The organism is Gimesia sp., assembly GCF_040219335.1.
GTDB lineage: Bacteria > Planctomycetota > Planctomycetia > Planctomycetales > Planctomycetaceae > Gimesia.
Genome location: NZ_JAVJSQ010000038.1, coordinates 29,890 through 48,731, shown reverse-complemented (window position 1 = coordinate 48,731; position 18,842 = coordinate 29,890). Strand labels below are relative to the sequence as shown.

General features: G+C 51.6%; 12 protein-coding genes and 1 pseudogene. 12 read left to right on the top strand and 1 reads right to left on the bottom strand.

Annotation, left to right across the window (positions count from 1 at the left end):
* Positions 1-683: 683 nt before the first annotated feature.
* Positions 684-1,292 (bottom strand): annotated as a pseudogene (locus RID21_RS28215) (integrase core domain-containing protein); the annotation flags it as partial.
* Between the two features lie 608 nt (positions 1,293-1,900).
* Here RID21_RS28215 and RID21_RS28210 point away from each other — a divergent pair.
* The 12 genes from RID21_RS28210 (at position 1,901) to RID21_RS28155 (ending at position 18,798) form a co-directional block, all read left to right on the top strand.
* Positions 1,901-2,653, top strand: a complete 753-nt coding sequence (locus RID21_RS28210) for a siderophore-interacting protein (protein ID WP_350194799.1) — start codon at positions 1,901-1,903, stop codon at positions 2,651-2,653.
* Between the two features lie 297 nt (positions 2,654-2,950).
* Positions 2,951-3,595 carry a class I SAM-dependent methyltransferase gene (locus RID21_RS28205; protein WP_350194797.1) on the top strand — a complete coding sequence of 215 codons (645 nt, stop codon included), beginning with the start codon at positions 2,951-2,953 and terminating at the stop codon, positions 3,593-3,595.
* Between the two features lie 328 nt (positions 3,596-3,923).
* The gene (locus tag RID21_RS28200; protein ID WP_350194795.1) at positions 3,924-4,679 is read left to right on the top strand and encodes a hypothetical protein; all 756 of its coding nucleotides are present in this window, start codon (positions 3,924-3,926) and stop codon (positions 4,677-4,679) included.
* A gap of 36 nt (positions 4,680-4,715) precedes the next feature.
* Positions 4,716-5,378 carry a MotA/TolQ/ExbB proton channel family protein gene (locus tag RID21_RS28195; protein ID WP_350194793.1) on the top strand — a complete coding sequence of 221 codons (663 nt, stop codon included), beginning with the start codon at positions 4,716-4,718 and terminating at the stop codon, positions 5,376-5,378.
* Positions 5,371-5,793 (top strand): DUF2149 domain-containing protein, encoded by a 423-nt coding sequence (locus RID21_RS28190; RefSeq protein WP_350194791.1) that lies wholly within the window; start codon positions 5,371-5,373, stop codon positions 5,791-5,793. The genes RID21_RS28195 and RID21_RS28190 overlap by 8 nt, the downstream gene beginning before the upstream one ends.
* A 35-nt stretch (positions 5,794-5,828) precedes the next feature.
* Positions 5,829-10,268, top strand: a complete 4,440-nt coding sequence (locus RID21_RS28185; protein ID WP_350194789.1) for a cobaltochelatase subunit CobN — start codon at positions 5,829-5,831, stop codon at positions 10,266-10,268.
* Between the two features lie 301 nt (positions 10,269-10,569).
* A complete protein-coding gene (locus RID21_RS28180; RefSeq protein WP_350194787.1) occupies positions 10,570-11,538 on the top strand; it encodes a DUF1559 domain-containing protein in 969 nt (322 codons plus the stop codon).
* A gap of 516 nt (positions 11,539-12,054) precedes the next feature.
* Entirely contained in the window at positions 12,055-13,341 is a 1,287-nt protein-coding gene (locus RID21_RS28175) for a DUF58 domain-containing protein (RefSeq protein WP_350194785.1), read from the top strand.
* A complete protein-coding gene (locus tag RID21_RS28170; RefSeq protein ID WP_350194783.1) occupies positions 13,331-15,670 on the top strand; it encodes a transglutaminase-like domain-containing protein in 2,340 nt (779 codons plus the stop codon). Before RID21_RS28175 ends, RID21_RS28170 begins: the two co-directional genes overlap by 11 nt.
* Positions 15,671-15,705: 35 nt before the next feature.
* Positions 15,706-16,686, top strand: a complete 981-nt coding sequence (locus tag RID21_RS28165) for an AAA family ATPase (protein WP_350194781.1) — start codon at positions 15,706-15,708, stop codon at positions 16,684-16,686.
* A 242-nt stretch (positions 16,687-16,928) separates the two neighbouring features.
* Positions 16,929-17,207 (top strand): hypothetical protein, encoded by a 279-nt coding sequence (locus RID21_RS28160; RefSeq protein ID WP_350194779.1) that lies wholly within the window; start codon positions 16,929-16,931, stop codon positions 17,205-17,207.
* Positions 17,208-17,259: 52 nt separating this feature from the next.
* On the top strand, positions 17,260-18,798 hold the full coding sequence (locus RID21_RS28155; RefSeq protein WP_350194777.1) for a permease: 1,539 nt from the start codon (positions 17,260-17,262) through the stop codon (positions 18,796-18,798).
* Positions 18,799-18,842 lie beyond the last annotated feature (44 nt).

The following is an 18,842-nucleotide window of genomic DNA, read 5'->3' as shown; positions in this document are numbered from 1 at the left end:
AGAAAGGGAAACCAGGGAAGACCATACGCGCGGCATTGTCTGATGAAGTCGAAATCCCCGCCAAAATCACCCGCACGCAGCCAGCAGAGACCCGATAGCGACAATCTCCACGAGCACTACCGCCGCGTTACCACATAAAATTCTGTACGAACCCACTTTCGGGACACCCACTAGCTATCAACCTGAGTCTTTGCAGGGAAAGCTGGAGCTCAAGTTTCGCTACTGCCCCACAGGAACCATTCGCCCCGTAAAGCCGCAGTCGACTGCGTCAGCAAATAAGTTAAGTGAGCCTGTTAACCTCCGATACTTTTACATCGGCCAGACAGAAGTCACTCTGGCTGAATTTCGGCTGATTCTCGGTGAAGAACGTCTAAATGCGATCTATCAAAAGAATCAGATTTTACAGAAGAATATTCCTGGATAACAGTCATTAATCATAGACGGTCAGCAGGAACCGACTTTCCTGGTAAGCCTGGAGGATGCCGTCGATTTCTGTTTACAACTTCAGCAGTCATATGATGAGGAACGAAGTCGAGATGAACAGCGGACGATCGAGTCGCTCCTCTTTCGATTGCCTTTGGCATGCTCCCCTTAACTTGATCCATTTGTCATGAGAGTTACCAATAGGATTGACCTTGCCCCCAACTCTGTACCAGTTGGAATGTTAGAGATCCAAGGTAAATTCATCCCTGGCGCGCCAGGGATGAATTTTTCGCGAACTCTACCGGGGTCTGATTTCCCAGTGAGCTGTGTGGGCGGTTTTCGTTGTAGTCCAGCCGCCACTAGTCGATTTGTTCCTGAGCGTCTTCCAGGCTTAAAAACCAATGCTGGTTTAAACACTCCTGGCGAACTCGCCCATTGAACGATTCAATATACGCATTGTCGGTTGGTTTTCCCAGTCGACTGAAATCCAGAGTTACTTTGACTCGATCCAGAGCTGCCACCACATCATCTCCAGTCAGCCGTGTTCCCACCTGTATGGCCAGACTCTCACGACTAAAGTTATCGACTAACGTCAACAGCCGGAACCGCTGCCCGTTAAACAGCTGATCGGCCATGAAGTCCATGCTCCAACTCTCATTGGTGCGACTGGCTTGCTGCCGTGTTTTCCGAACCTGACAGCTTGGATTCCGCCGGGGACGTTTTCGACGCATTTGCAGGCATTCTTCGACATAGAGCCGGTACACCAGCTTGTGATTGACGTGCCAACCCTCTCGCGAAAGCAGGATATGCAATCGCCGATAACCGTAATGCACGCGGGTACGGGCCAGGTTAGAACACTGTTCCATTCTGCTATTACTGCTTCGTATTCAAGCCTGTGGGGCTTAGTTCTGAAGGCCTCGTGATCAAGCTCTGCTTTAAGCCACTTCCACTCAGACTCAGCATGTCTCTTGGCTTCGCGATCACTCTTCCCTAGGCCGCCATCGAAGCGATATTTCTTACCGCGATATTCGATATTCGACCTTCCACTTTCCGCGGGCACTTTCCCAGTTCAATTTTGAATGCCGAGCCATCTGGTATTTCCTTTTGGTCCGTTAAATGGTACGTTATTCTGCAGTTTTCATTGTAATAACGGACCAGGAGACGACGCAACCCCTTACCACACAACAACTTATTTTTGAAATAGCAAGTTCGGGACGCAGAGGTCGCAAGTTCAAATCTTGTCATCCCGACTTTCAAGTCAAACACAAAAGACCACTTATCGAAACAGATTCTGTTTCAGTAAGTGGTCTTTATTTGTTGTAATTTGATACCCATTATCAAACCGCTCCGGGCTGCTTAAAAACGCCCCCAGTGACCGCAACCTTTATCTGCATGTCCTCATTTTGTATCCCGAGACTGCATGCGCTATGATTGAATCTGCATCGTTGAGCATTTCCAGATAACGAGAGATAATCCCATGGCTAATCGACCCGTCAGAGAATTAGAAGTCATTCGCACAACCAGAATCACCGAGCATATGTTGCGAATCACTTTGGGCGGCACCGCCTTGGCTGGTTATCCCAGCAATCAGGAAAGTGCATACGTGAAACTGATGTTTCCGCAAGCGGATGACCAGCCCCCACAGAAACGATCCTATACCATCAGACAACAGCGTCCGATGGAAATTGACCTCGACTTTGTACTACATGATCCCCTGGGGCCCGCGTCATCCTGGGCGAAACAGGCGCAACCGGGAGACCGGATTCAGGTCGGCGATCCCGGTCCGAAAAAATTGATCAACCATGACGCTGACTGGTTTCTGCTGGTCGGTGACATGGCCGCATTACCGGCGATCAGCGTCAACCTGGAGCAGTTACCTGACGATGCCACCGGACATGTAGTCATCGAGATTCCCAGCGAAACAGAGATCCAGACTCTGAAAGCACCCGCTGGTCTGAAATTCCACTGGGAAATCAACCCCCAGCCGGATCCTGAGGGTGGTTTTCTGATTTCGAAGATCAAAGCCTTACCCTGGCAGGCAGGCCAACCAGCCGTCTGGTCCGCCTGCGAATTCAACAGCATGCGGAAACTCAGGCATTTCTTTAAGGAAGAACACAAGCTTCCTGACAGTCACTTATACTTGTCGAGCTATTGGAAACTCGGACAATCTGATGAAGGGCACAAACAGGCGAAACGCGTTGATAACGAACAGTCTGCGGGGGCCGGCTAGTCGACCCATTTCGGATATGCCGTGAGTCTGTACCGCCACTTTCATAGCATCAGAGCGCGTATCTTAACGTCGCCATCAATAACACTTCTGAATTATCTGTTCAGACACATCGCTTTAATCCTGGATCCCAGAACAAACACGGTCTCTGCCAGTTGACCTCACAACTTCCCCTCAACTACTATTCGTCTCAGTAGTGGGTTGGTCTCCCCAGAGTCTTATCAGGAGACCAAATTCATACAGAATGAAAGCCACTCCAGATTAACTCACTGAGTCGAATTCCCTGTAGGATTATTTATTGTGCCTTTAGTGGAAATTGAAATTTCAAATCACGGCTCGATCTTGCCCCATGAGATTGATCGCTTTCTTCGTGAAGCTGATTTGAGAGTCACTCAGTTTCTTGAGAATAATCCACGTCGCACCAGCAGCTTTATTCCCAGTGATTTCAAAACCGTTTATCACGCTCTGCAAGCCATCACCGATGAGAATCTTGCCCCTGGCGATATGATGTGCGAATGGGGTAGCGGTTTCGGAGTCGTGGCATCTCTTGCCTCAATGCTAGAGTATACATCCTGTGGCATTGAAGTTGACCAGGATCTGGTTGACGCAGCTCGCAGGCTGGCAGATGATTTTGGTTTGCCTGTAGAGTTCGCTTTAGGTAGTTTCATTCCCTCGGGCGCGGAATTAATTACCGAAGAAGCGTATGTCGAAAACAACTCTGAATATTCCTGGCTCATCACAGATGCGGAAGATGGATACGATGAGCTCCAATGCCGTCTCGAAGATTTTGATCTTGTTTTTTCCTACCCGTGGCCCGGTGAAGACCATCTGATCGCTAATTTGTTCGAGAAGCATGCCGCTGATGGAGCTTTGTTACTGACGTACGACTACCCTGAAACAATGCGATTAAGACGAAAGGTAAGCGAGTCGCCCGAAGCCCTGTAAGGCAATCGGAGTTTCATCCCTCTCAACAGATTTCATTCCTGGTTTCGATTACTGTCAGCAGCCTTTTTCCACTAGACCAGGGGGCATCACTCTTACCCAGGCTGCAACCCAATTCTCCTCCCCCAGTCCTGAGTCTGCAGACGTCTGGAGCATCACCTGCCTGGGAGGATCTCACACAGAACCCTGAGCCATTCGAATCACTGTCAGCTCTTAACATCATTTTAATACACACACCCCTTTATTGCAATAGTATTGCATTTGCACTTAAGCGTGATTATATTCGATTCTCACCCGTCAGATACAAACAGTACTTGAAGTGAGATTCTACATGGATTACCTGAACCATATCGTGCCGTCTGCGGGAAACAGTTCCGAGATGGCCCTGCTGCTTGTGCTGTATATCGTCGCCTGGGGCAGCCAGTCTGCAGGTCTGGTCGTCTCGCGTCAGTGGTACCTGGTACCATTTGCTGTGGGGCTGATGGGACTCACAGGCTTTCTGCTGAATCCGATTGCTGATTCCAGAACACTCTTCGATATTAAATCAGCCCTGCTGTCCCGTGATTCGCTGCTCCTGCTCTGTGGGGGACAGCTATTCCTGACAGCAAGCTGCCTGGTGGCCGCTCTTCACTCCGTTTCCAGTTCCTGCCCCGAGCGCTGGCGAACAGCCCTGGGGTTTCTCAGCTGTATTCCATCACCTGCTGTAATCGTCTTTGCACTCCTGCTGGAACTGCAATGGCTGTCCTCTCAAGCAGGTGCCCGGCCTGAACTGGCAGGTATCGGCGTTGGCGTCTTTCTGGCATTGAGCATGTCTCTGCTCTGCTTGTTGGGAGCCTGGTTGAAACAGATCTTCGTATTACGCTTTCACCTTGACTGCTGTCTGACTACTTGCATTCTCGCTGGATTACTCACCACTCTCGGCCAATCCCTGCCTGCCGTCCAGACGACTCAAACGTTCCGGCAGTTAATTCAGGAATCCGGACTGGCGGTACTGATTACCATGGCTTTAGTCGCAGCTGGCTTCCTGCTGGAACGCAACCAGCAGTCGCGTCAGTTTCAAGTTCCGTCAGAGGATAAGTCATCCTAGTTTTTTTCACTCAACACATCCAAAAGTTTTAATACTATGAATCAGATCACCCATGTATTTTACATCTTGTCCAATGCTCTGCTGATCCCGGTCATGCTGCTGCTGTTATTTTCATTGATCAGAGTCCTGACCCAATGCGGACGGACTCTACAGGAATTTCTGAGTCGCAATCAACATCGCGAGCAGCGTCAGACGGTCGAGCTGGCCATCCAACAAAACCAGGCAGAATGGCCTGAAACCTCTGGTAATGAGGTATTTCTCAGGACGTTGCAACAGATTCGTAATGCAGGAGATGATCTACCGCGGATCGCTTACAGTATTTCCCAATCTGAAATGCACTGGCAACGGAAAGTTGACCTGCTTCGAGGAATGGTGAAACTGGGCCCCAGTCTGGGTCTGATGGGAACCTTAATTCCACTCGGACCAGCACTGGTTGGCCTGGCGGTCGGTGATATTCAGACGATGAGCAATAATCTGGTCATTGCCTTCTCAACCACCGTACTCGGTCTGTTCGTCGGCATGCTCGCTGGTTACCTGGTGACGATCCACAAACACTGGTACCAGGCTGATCTCTCTTTACTCAATTTTGCTGCAGAACGACTCTGCGGACTGCCAGAGCCTTCTGAATATCAACAGCAACAGGAAGAAGAGTCGATCAACACCCCGGCTCGAGACGCAGGAGACCGTATCCATGTCTGATCAGAGTCATCCATTCTCCACGAATCAGTCACAACAGGGGAACCGACTGCAGCAGTTTCGTACCCTGCGAAAAGGAACATCTTCCCGGCTGGCAGACGACACAGAGGATGACCCGTTGGCAGCACTGGCCAACCTCTTTGATGTCGCCATGGTTTTCGCGGTAGCCCTGATGGTCTCGTTGATTTCCTATCTGCAGGTCCCGGCCCTGCTCAAGGATAAGGATTACACCATCATCACAGATCCAGGCACACCTGAGATGGAAATCATCGTCAAAGAGGGGCAGGAAATTAAACAGTATGAGGCCTCCCAATCGAAGGGAGCGGGCAAAGGTCAACTGCTGGGACAGGCTTACCAGTTACCAGACGGGCGTGTGATCTATGTGCCTGCAGAGGGTGAGCCGACTGGTACCCCGTAATTTCTACTGACATTCTATATGGATGAAGATTAACGATGTTCAAGAAATATTTATCCTCTGTTGTACTGTTGGCCCTTTGTTTTTCAGGTGGACTCTGGGCGTACTATGAATATCTCCGCCCCTTTCGGATTGCCACTGTCGGTTTTTCCGACACCGACTGGGCAAACTGGGAAAACGCTTTGCAGCAGACCCCCTACTCTCTGCACCGTTATCCCGATGAAGGCATCGATACTGCCAACCTCCAGAATTACAATCTGGTTTTCATTCGCGGGCAGGGTCTGAACCTCACCCCCGAACAGGTAGCACGAATTACACGTGCCCGTGCAGCGGGAACGCACTTTTATATCCGAACCGCAACCAATGCCCTGTCTAACCAGCAGAACAGTCTGCCGGAAACACATCGTCAGCAGATAGCCGACTTTTTAACGCATGGCGGAGAAGAAAATCTCATCGGTATGGCTCATTATGCAGCTCATCACCTGGGAGGCCGGGAAGTCGAAGTCCCCGCGCTGATTGAAGTTCCTCAGTATGGTTTTTTCCACCTGGATGGAAATATCTTTGAGTCACTGGCGGACTATGAAGCGTTTGCTTCGTCCAGAGCATCAGCCAGAGATACTGAAGCACCTCGAGTGGCTCTGTTAGCGGGTTTCATGGATCCACAGGACAAAATGAACCGGGAACCGGTGGATGTCATCATTCGACAGTTGGAAGCAGGCGGTGCGAAAGTCTATCCCATTTTTGGTCGTACGGAAGCTTTCCCTCTTCTGCAGGCTGTCCAGCCCGATCTGATACTGACTTTCCCACACGGCCGCTTCTCGTATGGTGGACAGGGAGATCAACTGCTCCGCGAGCTGAACTGCCCGATCGTCAGCGCGCTTCCGTTACTCTCGAACCGTGAACGCTGGCTCAACGACGAACGCGGAATGGAAGGAGGCTTCATGGGTCAGTCGATCACGGCCCCAGAGCTGGATGGCATCATCGAACCCATCGTCGTCTCCTCCATGGAACCTAATGCACGCGGGCTCAATGTCCGGGCTCCTATGGACGATCAGATCGAAAACCGCGTTAATCTGCTTTTGAACTGGCTTAAGTTACGGAAAAAACCAAATTCAGAGAAACGGATTGTCATAGTTTATTACAAGTCCCCCGGCATGGCAGCTTTGTCTGCCGGCGGTCTGGAAGTCGCTCCCGCACTCTGGAACACACTACAGCGTCTACAGTCTGAAGGTTATGATCTCGGCGGTTCCCTCCCGGAATCCCCCGACGCATTATTCGCACTCATCCAGGCAAAAGGTAAGACACTCGGCCAATGGGCCCTGGGTGCCTTTGAGACTTTTCTCAAAGAAGCTGATCCGGAACTGGTTCCAGCCACCCGCTATGCGGAATGGTTCCAGCAGGCACTCTCACCGAAGCGGCAACAGGAGACCATCAATCTCTGGGGAGAGTTACCCGGCGAAAAAATGGTCACCAACATCGATGGTCAACCCCACCTGGGTATCAGCCGCATTCAGTTGGGGAATGTCGTGATTATGCCCCAGCCAACCGCAGGTGGAGGCGGCGAGACGGAAGACGAGATCAGCTCAATCCATGGGACAGACCAGGCTGCCCCACACTTTTATCTCGGTGCCTACCTCTGGGCCCGCTATGGATTCCAGGCAGATGCAATCATGCACTTCGGCACGCATGGCTCCCTGGAATTTACGTATGGGAAATCAAACTGCCTGAGCCGAGACTGCTGGCCGCATATTCTCATCGGAGATGTCCCTCATATTTATCCTTATGTGATCAATAACGTCGGCGAAGCCCTGGTTGCCAAGCGGCGTTCCAATGCTGTCATTGTTTCCCATTTAACGCCTCCCTTCATGGAGGCGGGACTCTACGGTGCTCTCTCTCTGTTGCACGATAAAATTCATGACTGGGAACAGGTAGAAGATCCCCTGTTGCGCGAGGAGACGCTTCGTTCGGTCACGGAACTGGTGACTGAACTCAACCTGGCAGAAGATCTGGGTCTGAATGGTGAAGAACTGACCAATCGATTATTAACCGAAGTAGAACTGACTGAAGTTCACAACTATATTCATCAGTTGAAAGATCAGAGCATCACCGACGGGCTCCATGTCATCGGACGTAACCTGGGAGAGAAACAGATTGAGCAGACGGCGACCGCGATGCTCGGGGAACAAGGTGTCGACCAGTTACTAACGGCATTGGGGAAACCGGTGAACGATGACTCCATGGAATATCGACAGGACCTGGCCCGACAATTCGTCTCCGAAGTACTCACAGGCAAACTGAAAACCGATTTACTCTTCAGTGCAGACAAGCAGGCGATAATCAAAGCCGCTGTGGCAGCCGAAAAACAGAGAACGTCTCCCGCCTCGGGACAGAAACCAGATGGACTCTCCGGGGCCACTCAGAAAGGGAAAGCAAAACACAAACAGCAGACATCCCCCGGCAAAAGCAGTTCCCCATCCCATCCGAAAGATCCACAACAGAAACAAGGGACTCAACCAGCAGGCACAGAGCCAGTTGATTCTAAACAGTCCTCGGTAAACGACTCACCAGCAGATGATCATAGTTCGCGTCCACTCCCGGGTGCACAAGTGAAGTTCGTTGGTGCTGATGCTCAGTCCACCGACGATCCGCAACTCGCTCCAAGAGTGAAGGTCACAACGGACTCTCCCGTAGTCGCGAGAAAACCCCAGGATGAGTCTGAAACAAAACGACTCTGGAACTCTGCGGACGAGTTCAAAGCAATGATTGTCAAATCTCCTCTACAGCAGCAGAAACTGATTGAGCTCATCGAGACTTCACAACTGAATGCCCGGAATCTGCAAATCTCTCCGGAACGCGAACTGGAGCAGATCACCGCTGCTCTCAATGCCAGTTATATCGCGCCATCCAGTGGTGGTGATCCGCTGGTCAATTCGGATGCTATTCCCACCGGACGCAATCTGTATTCGATCAATGCAGAACAGACCCCCACGCCGGAAGCCTGGCGGGTTGGTGTCAGACTGACAGATGAGATGCTGGCAGCGCATCAGGCCTCACACGCTGGAAATTATCCCCGTCAGGTTGCAATCTCACTTTGGGGAGGTGAATTCATTCGAGGCAAAGGCACCGCAATCGCTCAGATCCTGTATCTCATGGGGATGCGTCCTGTCTGGAATTCGCGTGGTGTCGTCTACGATGTCGAAGTCATTCCTTCAGACGAACTCCAAAGGCCACGCGTCGATGTGCTGGTCCAGACGTCAGGTCAATTTCGCGACGCTGCCGCTTCCCGGATCAAACTGATTGATGATGCCGTTCAGATTGCCAGTAATCTGGAACAGGAAAAATTCCCGAACTTCGTACGCGAAGGAACTAAACAGACAGAGCAGGCCCTGAAACAAGGTGGCGTATCAGCTAAAGATGCCCGGGATTTTGCTACGGCCCGAATCTTTGGCTCCGCCTCTAACAGCAGTTATGGTACCCAGATCATGGGTATGGTCGAACGGGGAGATACCTGGGAGTCTGAAAGTCAGGTCGCGAAACGCTACATTCAGAACATGTCGGGAGTCTATCGGGACGGTGACCGCTGGGGCACGGTTCTGCCGGGACTACTGGAAGCACAAATGCAGGGAGTCGAAGCGGTCGTACATCCCCGCTCATCGAATACGTGGGGGCCACTTTCACTCGATCACGTTTATGAATTTATGGGGGGGATTACCCTGGCTGTTCGCGATACAACGGGGACTGATCCTACAGGCTATTTCAGTGACTTAAGACAACCCGGTCGTGCGAAAGTCACCACATCCATCGGCGCCATTCGCGAAGAAGCCCGGACATCCTTGTGGAATCCCCGCTTTATTCAGAGTATGCAGCGTGAGGGGCCTTCCGCTGCTGCTTCACTTACTGAAAATGTACGCAATATGTATGGCTGGAATGTCATGCAACCAGCGGCCATCAGCCAGGATATGTGGGACGAAACGTTTCAGGTTTATATTGAAGACAAACATAACCTGAAGATGCGCGAATACTTTGAAGAGAAAAACCCGTATGCACTGCAGGACATGACTGCGGTGATGCTGGAGACGGCCCGCAAAGGGTACTGGACTCCCAACAAAGAAACCCTGCAGAAACTGGCTGCAGTGCATACTGAACTGGTAGCCGAACATGGTGCTGCCTGTTCTTACGAAACGTGTGGCAATCAGGCATTTCATGATTTTTTGAATCAGCAATTAAATGCTCCCGGCAACGAAGCCAGTCCCTCCACTCTCTCTGACTATCAGCTCGCATTGTCAGCGGCTCTCCAGCCGACACAGTCATTACCCGAAGTCGAAGGGATCGAAATGAGTGAAGTTCAGCAAGAGTCCACGGAAGCGGAAGTGATTCCCGAACAGAGCCCTGCACTGGTGATCCTCGTTTGCTTTGGAATGATCTGTTTCGTCCTGGGTTCCAGCATTCTGCATAGAGAAAAACGACAAATCACATGAATCAACAGTCTGCTTAGTTACAACAACGACAAATGCATCAGTTCCTGATCTGTGCCCAGGGGATGCCCCCTCGGGAACAACGCTCTTTGTACGCCCTCCCTTCACAGGTTTCCAACGCACATTTTCTCTGCGCGTATTACAGCCTAAGCAATTTTCAAAAAAACGTATAATTGCAATTGTTTTGCATTTGCATTAATGCGTATATTAAATGTATTGTGCGTATTCAGTCATAGATTCAGGCAAGCCGCCGCCTAACGCCGGATTCGATACTACTTTTTCAAAATCCGTTGGAGTAAAGAACATGAAACGCAAACATCGTGGTTTCACACTGATCGAATTACTGGTGGTAATTGCCATCATCGCCATTCTCCTTGCCCTGCTGCTGCCTGCAGTCCAGATGGCACGTGAAGCAGCCAGACGAACTCAGTGCAAAAATAATTTGAAACAACTTGGTTTGGCGCTCCATAATTACTATTCCACACATTCGCGTCTCCCATTGATGGCCGCCGACTCGCTGTATGGCTACTCCCCTTCAGCTCAGTTGCTGCCTTACATTGATCAGGCTAATCTGCACAATCTGATCGATTTCAGTGAGCCACTGTTATCAGGTCCCCCCTGGGCGGCCACTCTCAACCCGGGTCTGGTGGATGTCGTTAAACAGACAATTCCGATCTTTATGTGCCCCAGTGATGCGGGAAATGTGTTCTACACCGATTCAAATGGAGCTGTCTGGGCGGGGTCAAACTACCTTGTCAATGGTGGCTCCGGGCTCAACCTGGAGTATTGCACAACAGCCAATGATGGCCTCTTCTGGCGTGGTTCCTCGACGCGACTGCGCGATATTACTGATGGAACCACGAATACGATCTTCATGGCGGAAACTCTGTTTGGGGCCAGAGGACCTGACACAGGAACACTCCTGGATCCGAATCGGCAGATGAAACGCGTCTCTGGCGGGGGGGCCTGTAGTGTGAATTCCGATGCTCTCGTTTCCCAAGCTGCTTCGGCCTACGATGGAGGCCGTGCCGGGATGTGGATTCGGGGGCTTGGCTACACCACGCTTGTCCACGGATACTACTCCCCTAATTCACAATCACCTGATGTGGTTCATCATGGGGAGGTCGTTTCAGGAGCCCGCAGCCTGCATGTTGGCGGTGCCAATGTCCTACTCTGTGACGGAAGCGTGCGGTTTCTGGGCGAGAACATCCATCTGGAGACGCTGCGTAATCTGTTCAGTCGCGCTGATGGCCAGGTTTTGGGTGAATTTTGACCGTTCGTATAGCCTTGCTCCTAAGACAGTCTGATTAGAAATGATGTTTTATTTTTCCGATGAATGCACTGACCTCTCCCATGCCTGTTAACTCTCAACTTATTGTTCGACGACCCCTTGTACTGCTATTGCTGACAGCCCCAGCTCTGTGGACCGCCTGTTCCGGTGAGGGAACAGACCTGAAGGGCCCCGCAATTGTCGACCCGCCTGCGGTTCTGGAAATTGATGGGGTGCAGTGGCAAAGAGAGACTTCAATTGGCAAGTCAGACAGCGACCTCCTGGGACACTATTTCAAAGCCAACCCAAGTATGGTTGGTAGCCCGGAACTGCAGGGTTTCCCGGAAGTCTATCATGGTACGCAGCGAAAAAGGCGTTTTTACTGGATTAAACACCAGATAAATCAGACCGTATGGACTTGTGTGGAATATCAGGACGGATCGTTTCACTTATCACAGGGACAGGGAAGTCCCTTTAAATAATCATCAATAATATTTCTCCGGGCATATGAGGTGAACTATGCATGAACCAGATAAACTGAATGTTCATAAGCAGTCAGAGACTGCTCATTCGTGGTTAGACACCGTCAACACGATGCTCCATTACGATTTCTGCCCCCAGCTCAATCAATGGGTCTACTGGGTCAGAAACCCGTTCTGGTGCCTGGCGATCAGCATTTTGACCGCCTTCATTTGCGGGCTGCTGGTCAATACGGCGATTCTGTATATCGCGGCTGCCCTGGCGATGATCATTCTGGTCGGCGTCTTGTGGCCCTGGATCAGCGTGCAGGGACTTTCTGCAGAACTCTCCTTTAACAAAGTTCGTACCCGGTGCGGGGAACCTGTCGGTGCCAGACTGATCGTCAAAAACAGCTGGCCCTGGCCCGCCTGGGGTGTTTACCTGCGGCATCCCTTCTCAGAACATGATGACCACCTGTGTGAAGTTGCCATCGACTGTATTCCTGGCTGGAAAACCAGTGAGTATATCTGGGATTTCAGTCCCCGGAAACGAGGTATTTATTCAACCAGCACTGCTTTCCTGGAGACCGCCTTTCCGTTCGGGTTATACAAAAAGAAGATTCCGTTGTCCGTCGATTCCGTATTGATCGTCTGGCCGGAGATCTCCCAGCTGGCCTTTATGCCTGAGCTGCGAGAAGTCACTTCCAGCGAAGACCGCTTTACTTCGCACCGGGCAGGAGATTACGGCGATGTGATTGGCACCCGGGCTTTCCGACTGGGCGACTCCCTGCGGCGGGTGCACTGGTCGCAATCCGCCAGGCAGGGCCAGATGATTGTCACCGAACGCCAGGCAGCGGCGGTTTGTGCTCTGCGTGTGATTCCCGATCTCCAGCGATCGCATTACCGGCATGGGAACGACGACTCCCTGGAAGCGGTGATTCGCATCACAGCCAGTATCTGTCACTCACTGTTAAATCAGCATGCTTCAGTGGAATGCCTCGTGGGCGATCAGTTGTTTCGCTGCGATGGAAATCAGAGAGACCTGCATAAACTTCTTGATGAACTGGCTTCCATCCCCAACGGGGGACTCGAGAATTCCGTACGAAAGCAGGCTGCTTCTCCCCTGCCTGAATTCATTGTTACGAACAGCAGTGGCTTCGCGCAACGGGTCAATCAGGGAGTGAACCGTCTTCGTTCCCGAATGATCGTTGTTCAGGATGCCCCTGCCCGACAATCGGGGAATCAACCAACGTGCGAATGCGAACCCTGGTTACACCTGGACAGCCCGGAAGAAAGTCGTCAAAAGGCATTTACTGACAGTTGGAAGAAAGCGTGCTATGCCGGCTGAACGAACCAATTCTGCGGAGAGCCGGATCCTGCATTACGTCAGTATCGCGATGGTCCTGACGGGGGCATTGGCGCTCTGTATTTCAGACTCTCATGGTAGATATTCCCGCACCTGGATCGCTGTCAATACACTCATTGAAGTGACGGTGGCTTTTCTGGGAGCCAGGTACTTCCTCGCGCTCAAAAAACGGGGCGGTGTAGAATCGACGGTGAACCTGATTCTGCTGGCCGTCATGCTGCTCAGCCTGGCCTGGGAACCTGTTCAACGTATCTTTTTTGGCACTGGCAGGCCTTTTGAACTGATCCTGATGTTTGCGGTCAAGAATACCATTCTGGTGATGGCTGCAGCCGGTTGCTGGGGAAAGTACCAGCGTTTTGCTGCCTGGGGATCGATCTTTCTGATGATCTGTGCCGCCACCACTTATTCCGGCCCGGACATGATTGCACTCGCGGGTCTGGAACTCGTGCTGGGTTTTTTCTGGCTGTTCTATTCTCACTGGAACAGCCTGAAAGTGGCCCTGCTTCCGGCGGTCAAAAAACAGAATCTGGGCAAGTATCTGCTGCTGTCTGCAATGGCAGTGCTGCTCTTTATGATCGTCTCGTTTTCCGGTGAGAACCCGATAGTTCACACTTTTAAGGGGTTCATCCCCAGTTCCGGTGGAGACAGTCGAGGTGATCTTCATGCCAGGGATGGACTCGGCGACGGAGAATTGCTGGTGGCCGGCAAGTACGATATCCGCAGCTTTGCTCCCATCGAAAACGCTCCTTTCATGTCTTCGGATGACCCGAGCCTCTACGACATCATGTCTGATACGTACGAAGAACCAGGGGAAATCTCGAAGAACATCGATCGGGCGATTGGACTGAAACTGCAGGATCAGAAAATTGAGGAAAAAGAGCTGCCTGATGCCGAGAATATCAACCGTCACTTTTCGACGGCGAGAGACCAGAAAGTAGCTGAAGAAAAATCGTCAGATGGTATTTCATCCGATGCAATACTGCATGTGTCGGGCAGGACTCCCCTGCACCTGCGCATGGAGACGTACGATATTTTCGATGGAGTGAACTGGTTCAGCGAACCATTAAAAACAGACTTTAAGAAGAGCATTACTCTCAAAGAGCGCTTTGAAAAACCCTGGATCGTTGTGAATGGGAAAGCCCATACGCTGTCCCAGGAGTGCAGGAACGAACTGCACGTCATTACCAATAACCACCTGAAATCGAATCAGCTTCCGGCTCCCCTGCACCTGCGCGAGATTCATATTGACCTGGTTGATCGCCTGGACCTGTTTGGCTGGTATCAGGACAGCATTGTGAAACTCGAACGCAAAGAGTTGCCCCGCCTGGTTCCCATGCATTTGATCAGCCATTTTCCCGATCAAAAACAGATTCAGTATCGCGATGCCCGCTTCGCTGCCCTGTCGCATCAGCAGAAGCATTACATCGCGCTACCTGAAGTACCGCTGATTCCCAAAATTCGCAGACTGGCAAATCAGCTGGTCGCTGACACGGAGAATGACTGGGATCGAATTAAGAAAATTGAGCAGTATCACCGCGAACACTTCGAGCAAGATCGCTCAGTCGCTTTTGATGGAAAGCAACAGTTGCCTCTGGATGAATTCCTGTTCGAAAGCAAGGTGGGCCCAGATTACCTGATTGCCTCATCCGCCGCCCTGATGCTACGTTCCCTGGGATACTCGACCAGGCTGGTCAGTGGCTTCTACGCCAGTCCGGCTGACTATGATTTGAAATCGGACCACACTCCGGTCTGTGCAGACGATGTCCATTTCTGGGTAGAGGTGAAAGTCGGACCGGGGCCTGATGACTGGTGTACCATCGAGCCCACAGCCGGTTATGCGGTACTGGGACCCCCCCTGTCTTTATATGAGAGAACCGTCGAAGCGATCCTGGTTGCTACCTACTGGATTTGCAATCACTTCGTTTTCTGTTTCATCGCACTCGCAAGCCTCATCGGCGTCTGCCTCTTCCGGTATCAGATCAGTGCCTGCCTGATCACGGGCTGGCTCAGACTCTATCGCCCCCGCGATACCCGCCGGTTGATTTTCAGAACCCTCTGGCTGCTCGAATTACGCATCAGAGGCCAGGGACAGAAGCGACCACTGACAATGTCCCTCAACCAGTGGTTCAGGCAGCAATCAGAACATTTATCGGTCAACGCAAACTGTCTGGCGGATCTGGCTTACTATGTGAACTGGGCCGCCTTTGCTCCCAGTTCCGCTGATCAGGTTCAGTCTCCCGGCAGAGAACAGATCAGCGACTGCTGTTATCAAATCATAAACGAAGCCCGCTGGGTTAAACGGACGCCCTGACAGACGCATTTATCCATTTTTATAAGCAGGCACGCATGGCATCTCTATTAGAAAAAAACATCCAGATGGATTTACAACAGGAATATTCCAGAGTCGATCAACTGCGAGACAAACTGAATCAGGTGCTCAAAGGGAAAGCGGATGTCATCGACAATGTGATCATCTGCCTGCTTTCCCGCGGTCATCTGCTGCTGGAAGACCACCCCGGTCTGGGCAAGACGATGCTGGCCAAAGCACTCGCCACACTGATTGGGGGCCGGTTTGCCAGAGTGCAATGCACACCCGACTTACTGCCCAGCGATATCACCGGCTTCAATATTTTCAATCAGAAGACACATGAATTTGAATTTCGTCAGGGGCCCGTCTTTTCCGACATCATGCTGGCAGATGAGATCAATCGAGCGACTCCCCGTACCCAGAGTGCGTTACTCGAAGCGATGGCAGAACGGCAGGTGACCGTGGATGCGGTTCGCTACCAGTTATCTCAGGATTATTTCGTGATCGCCACACAGAACCCGATCGATCAGCATGGTACTTACCCCCTGCCCGAAGCACAGCTCGACCGGTTTTCCATGAAGCTGAGCATCGGATACCCGGAAGAAAACGATGAAATCCGCATGCTGGCTGCAGCCATCGATCAAAATACGGATGTAATCGCTGAACTGGAACCGGTGTTTGGCGAACAGGAACTTCTGGACATGCAACGCAAGATTGTGGCGATTCCCGTAGCAGAGTCGGTGCAACGCTATCTGGTTCAGATCGGAAATGTGACCCGTAAACACGCGCAGGTCAGCCTGGGATTGAGCCCGCGTGGTTTACTGACCTGGCAGCGGGTTGCCCAGGCACACGCTTTTCTGGAGCAGAGAAGTTATGTCATCCCTGACGATCTGTTGGAAACGGCCCTGCCCGTGCTCAGTGTTCGCCTGGGCGTGGATCAGTCTGAAAGCCGGGCACTGATTGAGGAGATACTCAAATCGGTGAAGCTGCCCGAATATACATTGCCGTCCTCTAACTGAATTCATTACTCAAAGGTTTCTTCTCTTTCGTAATCACAGGCAGACCAATGCAACATGAGCCTCTTTTCAAAAGTCGATTCCCGGTCATTACCGTACTGTGTCTGGGAAGTCTCCTGAGTTCAATTCAGGCCGGATGTACTCAGACTGGGGAATCAGCTACGGAAGAAGATCACCTGGAACATCATATTCCGGAACATAAGCCTAAAACTTATACCCAGACTGTGAGAGAACTGGACAGCCGGATGAGAACTCTGCTGAATCAGAGTCCGGCCTCGGTGAACCAGGAGGAAAAACAGCAACTGGGGGAAATCATTGACTGGATCCCTGAACTGGCAGCCGACAGCGAATTGAAACACAAGGACTGGAATGAGGTCCAACAGCTTTCCACTGAGATTAAATCGGTCTTTCAACAGACGGATTTCTCCCAGGTCGACGCCACTCTGGTCGGCCGCTACTTTCTCCTGGTCGACAAATTAAAACAGTATACGGGACGCTCAGAAACAAAGAAGTTTCAAAGTTAACCGACGCAAGGCTCATTTTTTCTGACTTCTCTTTCTGATTCGGAACTTCGTCATGATTCAATACTATCTCTGGGGCTTCGCACTCCGCTTCGTACAGTGCCTGCTGGAAGCCGCTCCCTTCATTCTGGCAGGTTTGTTTATTGCAGCTATCTTTCAGCGATTCTTTGGTTCCGTAGAAACCAGAAGGCTGTTTGGTGAAGGCACCCGATCCTCTCTGTTCCGGGCCTGGGTGATCGGGATGCTGCTTCCGGTCTGTTCGTTGGGCGTCATCCCCGTTGCCCGAGAGTTAAAGAAAGCAGGACTGGCAGGAGGCACGATTATTGCTTTCGCCATGTCTGCCCCGCTGTTTAACCCGCTTTCTCTGCTCTACGGACTGACCCTTTCCGAGCCGGTCACGATCCTGACCTTCGCACTCTTCTCGCTGCTCATCGTCACCCTGGTGGGAACCATCTGGGACCGACTGTTCCCTGAGAAAACAGAACAACCAGCCGATGACCAGGTAATCCCCTACGGAATCAAACGCGTTTTATCTGTCGGTTACAGTGCAGCCAAAGAAGCATCTGGAGCCAGCCTGGTATATATCCTGATCGGTCTGGCAGGAGTCGCTCTGCTGGGAGCATTTCTGCCGCAAGCCAGTCTGCAGAGGTCCGTCAACTACGATAATTCATACGCCCCCCTGCTGATGACCGGTGTAGCGATTCCCGTCTATGCGACTCCCATGCTGGCGATGTCTCAGTTGGGATCAATGTTTCAGCATGCCAACTCGGTCGGTGCCGCCTTCATTCTGCTGGTACTCGGTGCGGGTGTGAATCTGGGCCTGGTGGCCTGGATCGTTCGCAATTACAACTGGAAAAAAACGATGGTCTGGTTTGGCCTCCTGCTGCTGGTCATCATCGGGCTGGCCTATGGAGTGGAGAAACCGCTCTTCCCAACCAATATTGAACCGGCAGATCACACGCATGCGTTCGACATTTATTGCCAGCCTTTCAGTCCGGGCACGACCAGCTTCTATCAAACAGCGAAACAGAAGCTGGGGCATGTCATTGATCCCTATGAAATCTATTCGGCAGGTATTCTGGGGGGCGTGATCCTGATCGGTTTTCTTCTGAGGTTAGTGGATCGCCGTGGACGAATCGAAGACTGGCTGAAAAAAGTGGAACCCGTGAAGTCCGGCAAATATGACATTGTGCTTCCCGGTCCCGTCCTGGGGATTTTGATTCTGGTCGGCCTGATCGTTGCCAGTGGAGTCGGCTGTTTTTCTTATTACCCCTCACCGGATGTGGTGTGCGAAGAGATGACGATTGCCAAGACGGAAGCGCTTTCCGGCGCTTTGTCTGGAAACGTCTCCCACTCGAAATACTGGATTGACATCTATGATGACTGGACCCGCAAACTGGAAGTCGGCGTCTATTTACGAAACCTGAATCTTAGTGAATACCATCACTGGAAGGCTCAATTGCTGCGGGAAAAGCTGGAACTGCTGGCCCACGAGATTGAGGACGAAGAACATGAAGAGATACGTCGTCTGGTCGCGGATATACAACATACACATCGCCGCATGGTGGACGCTTATCTCAGGGACATGAACTGAGTTCCTCGCCTCCAGTCCCGGATCATTACCCTCAGCTTGCGCAC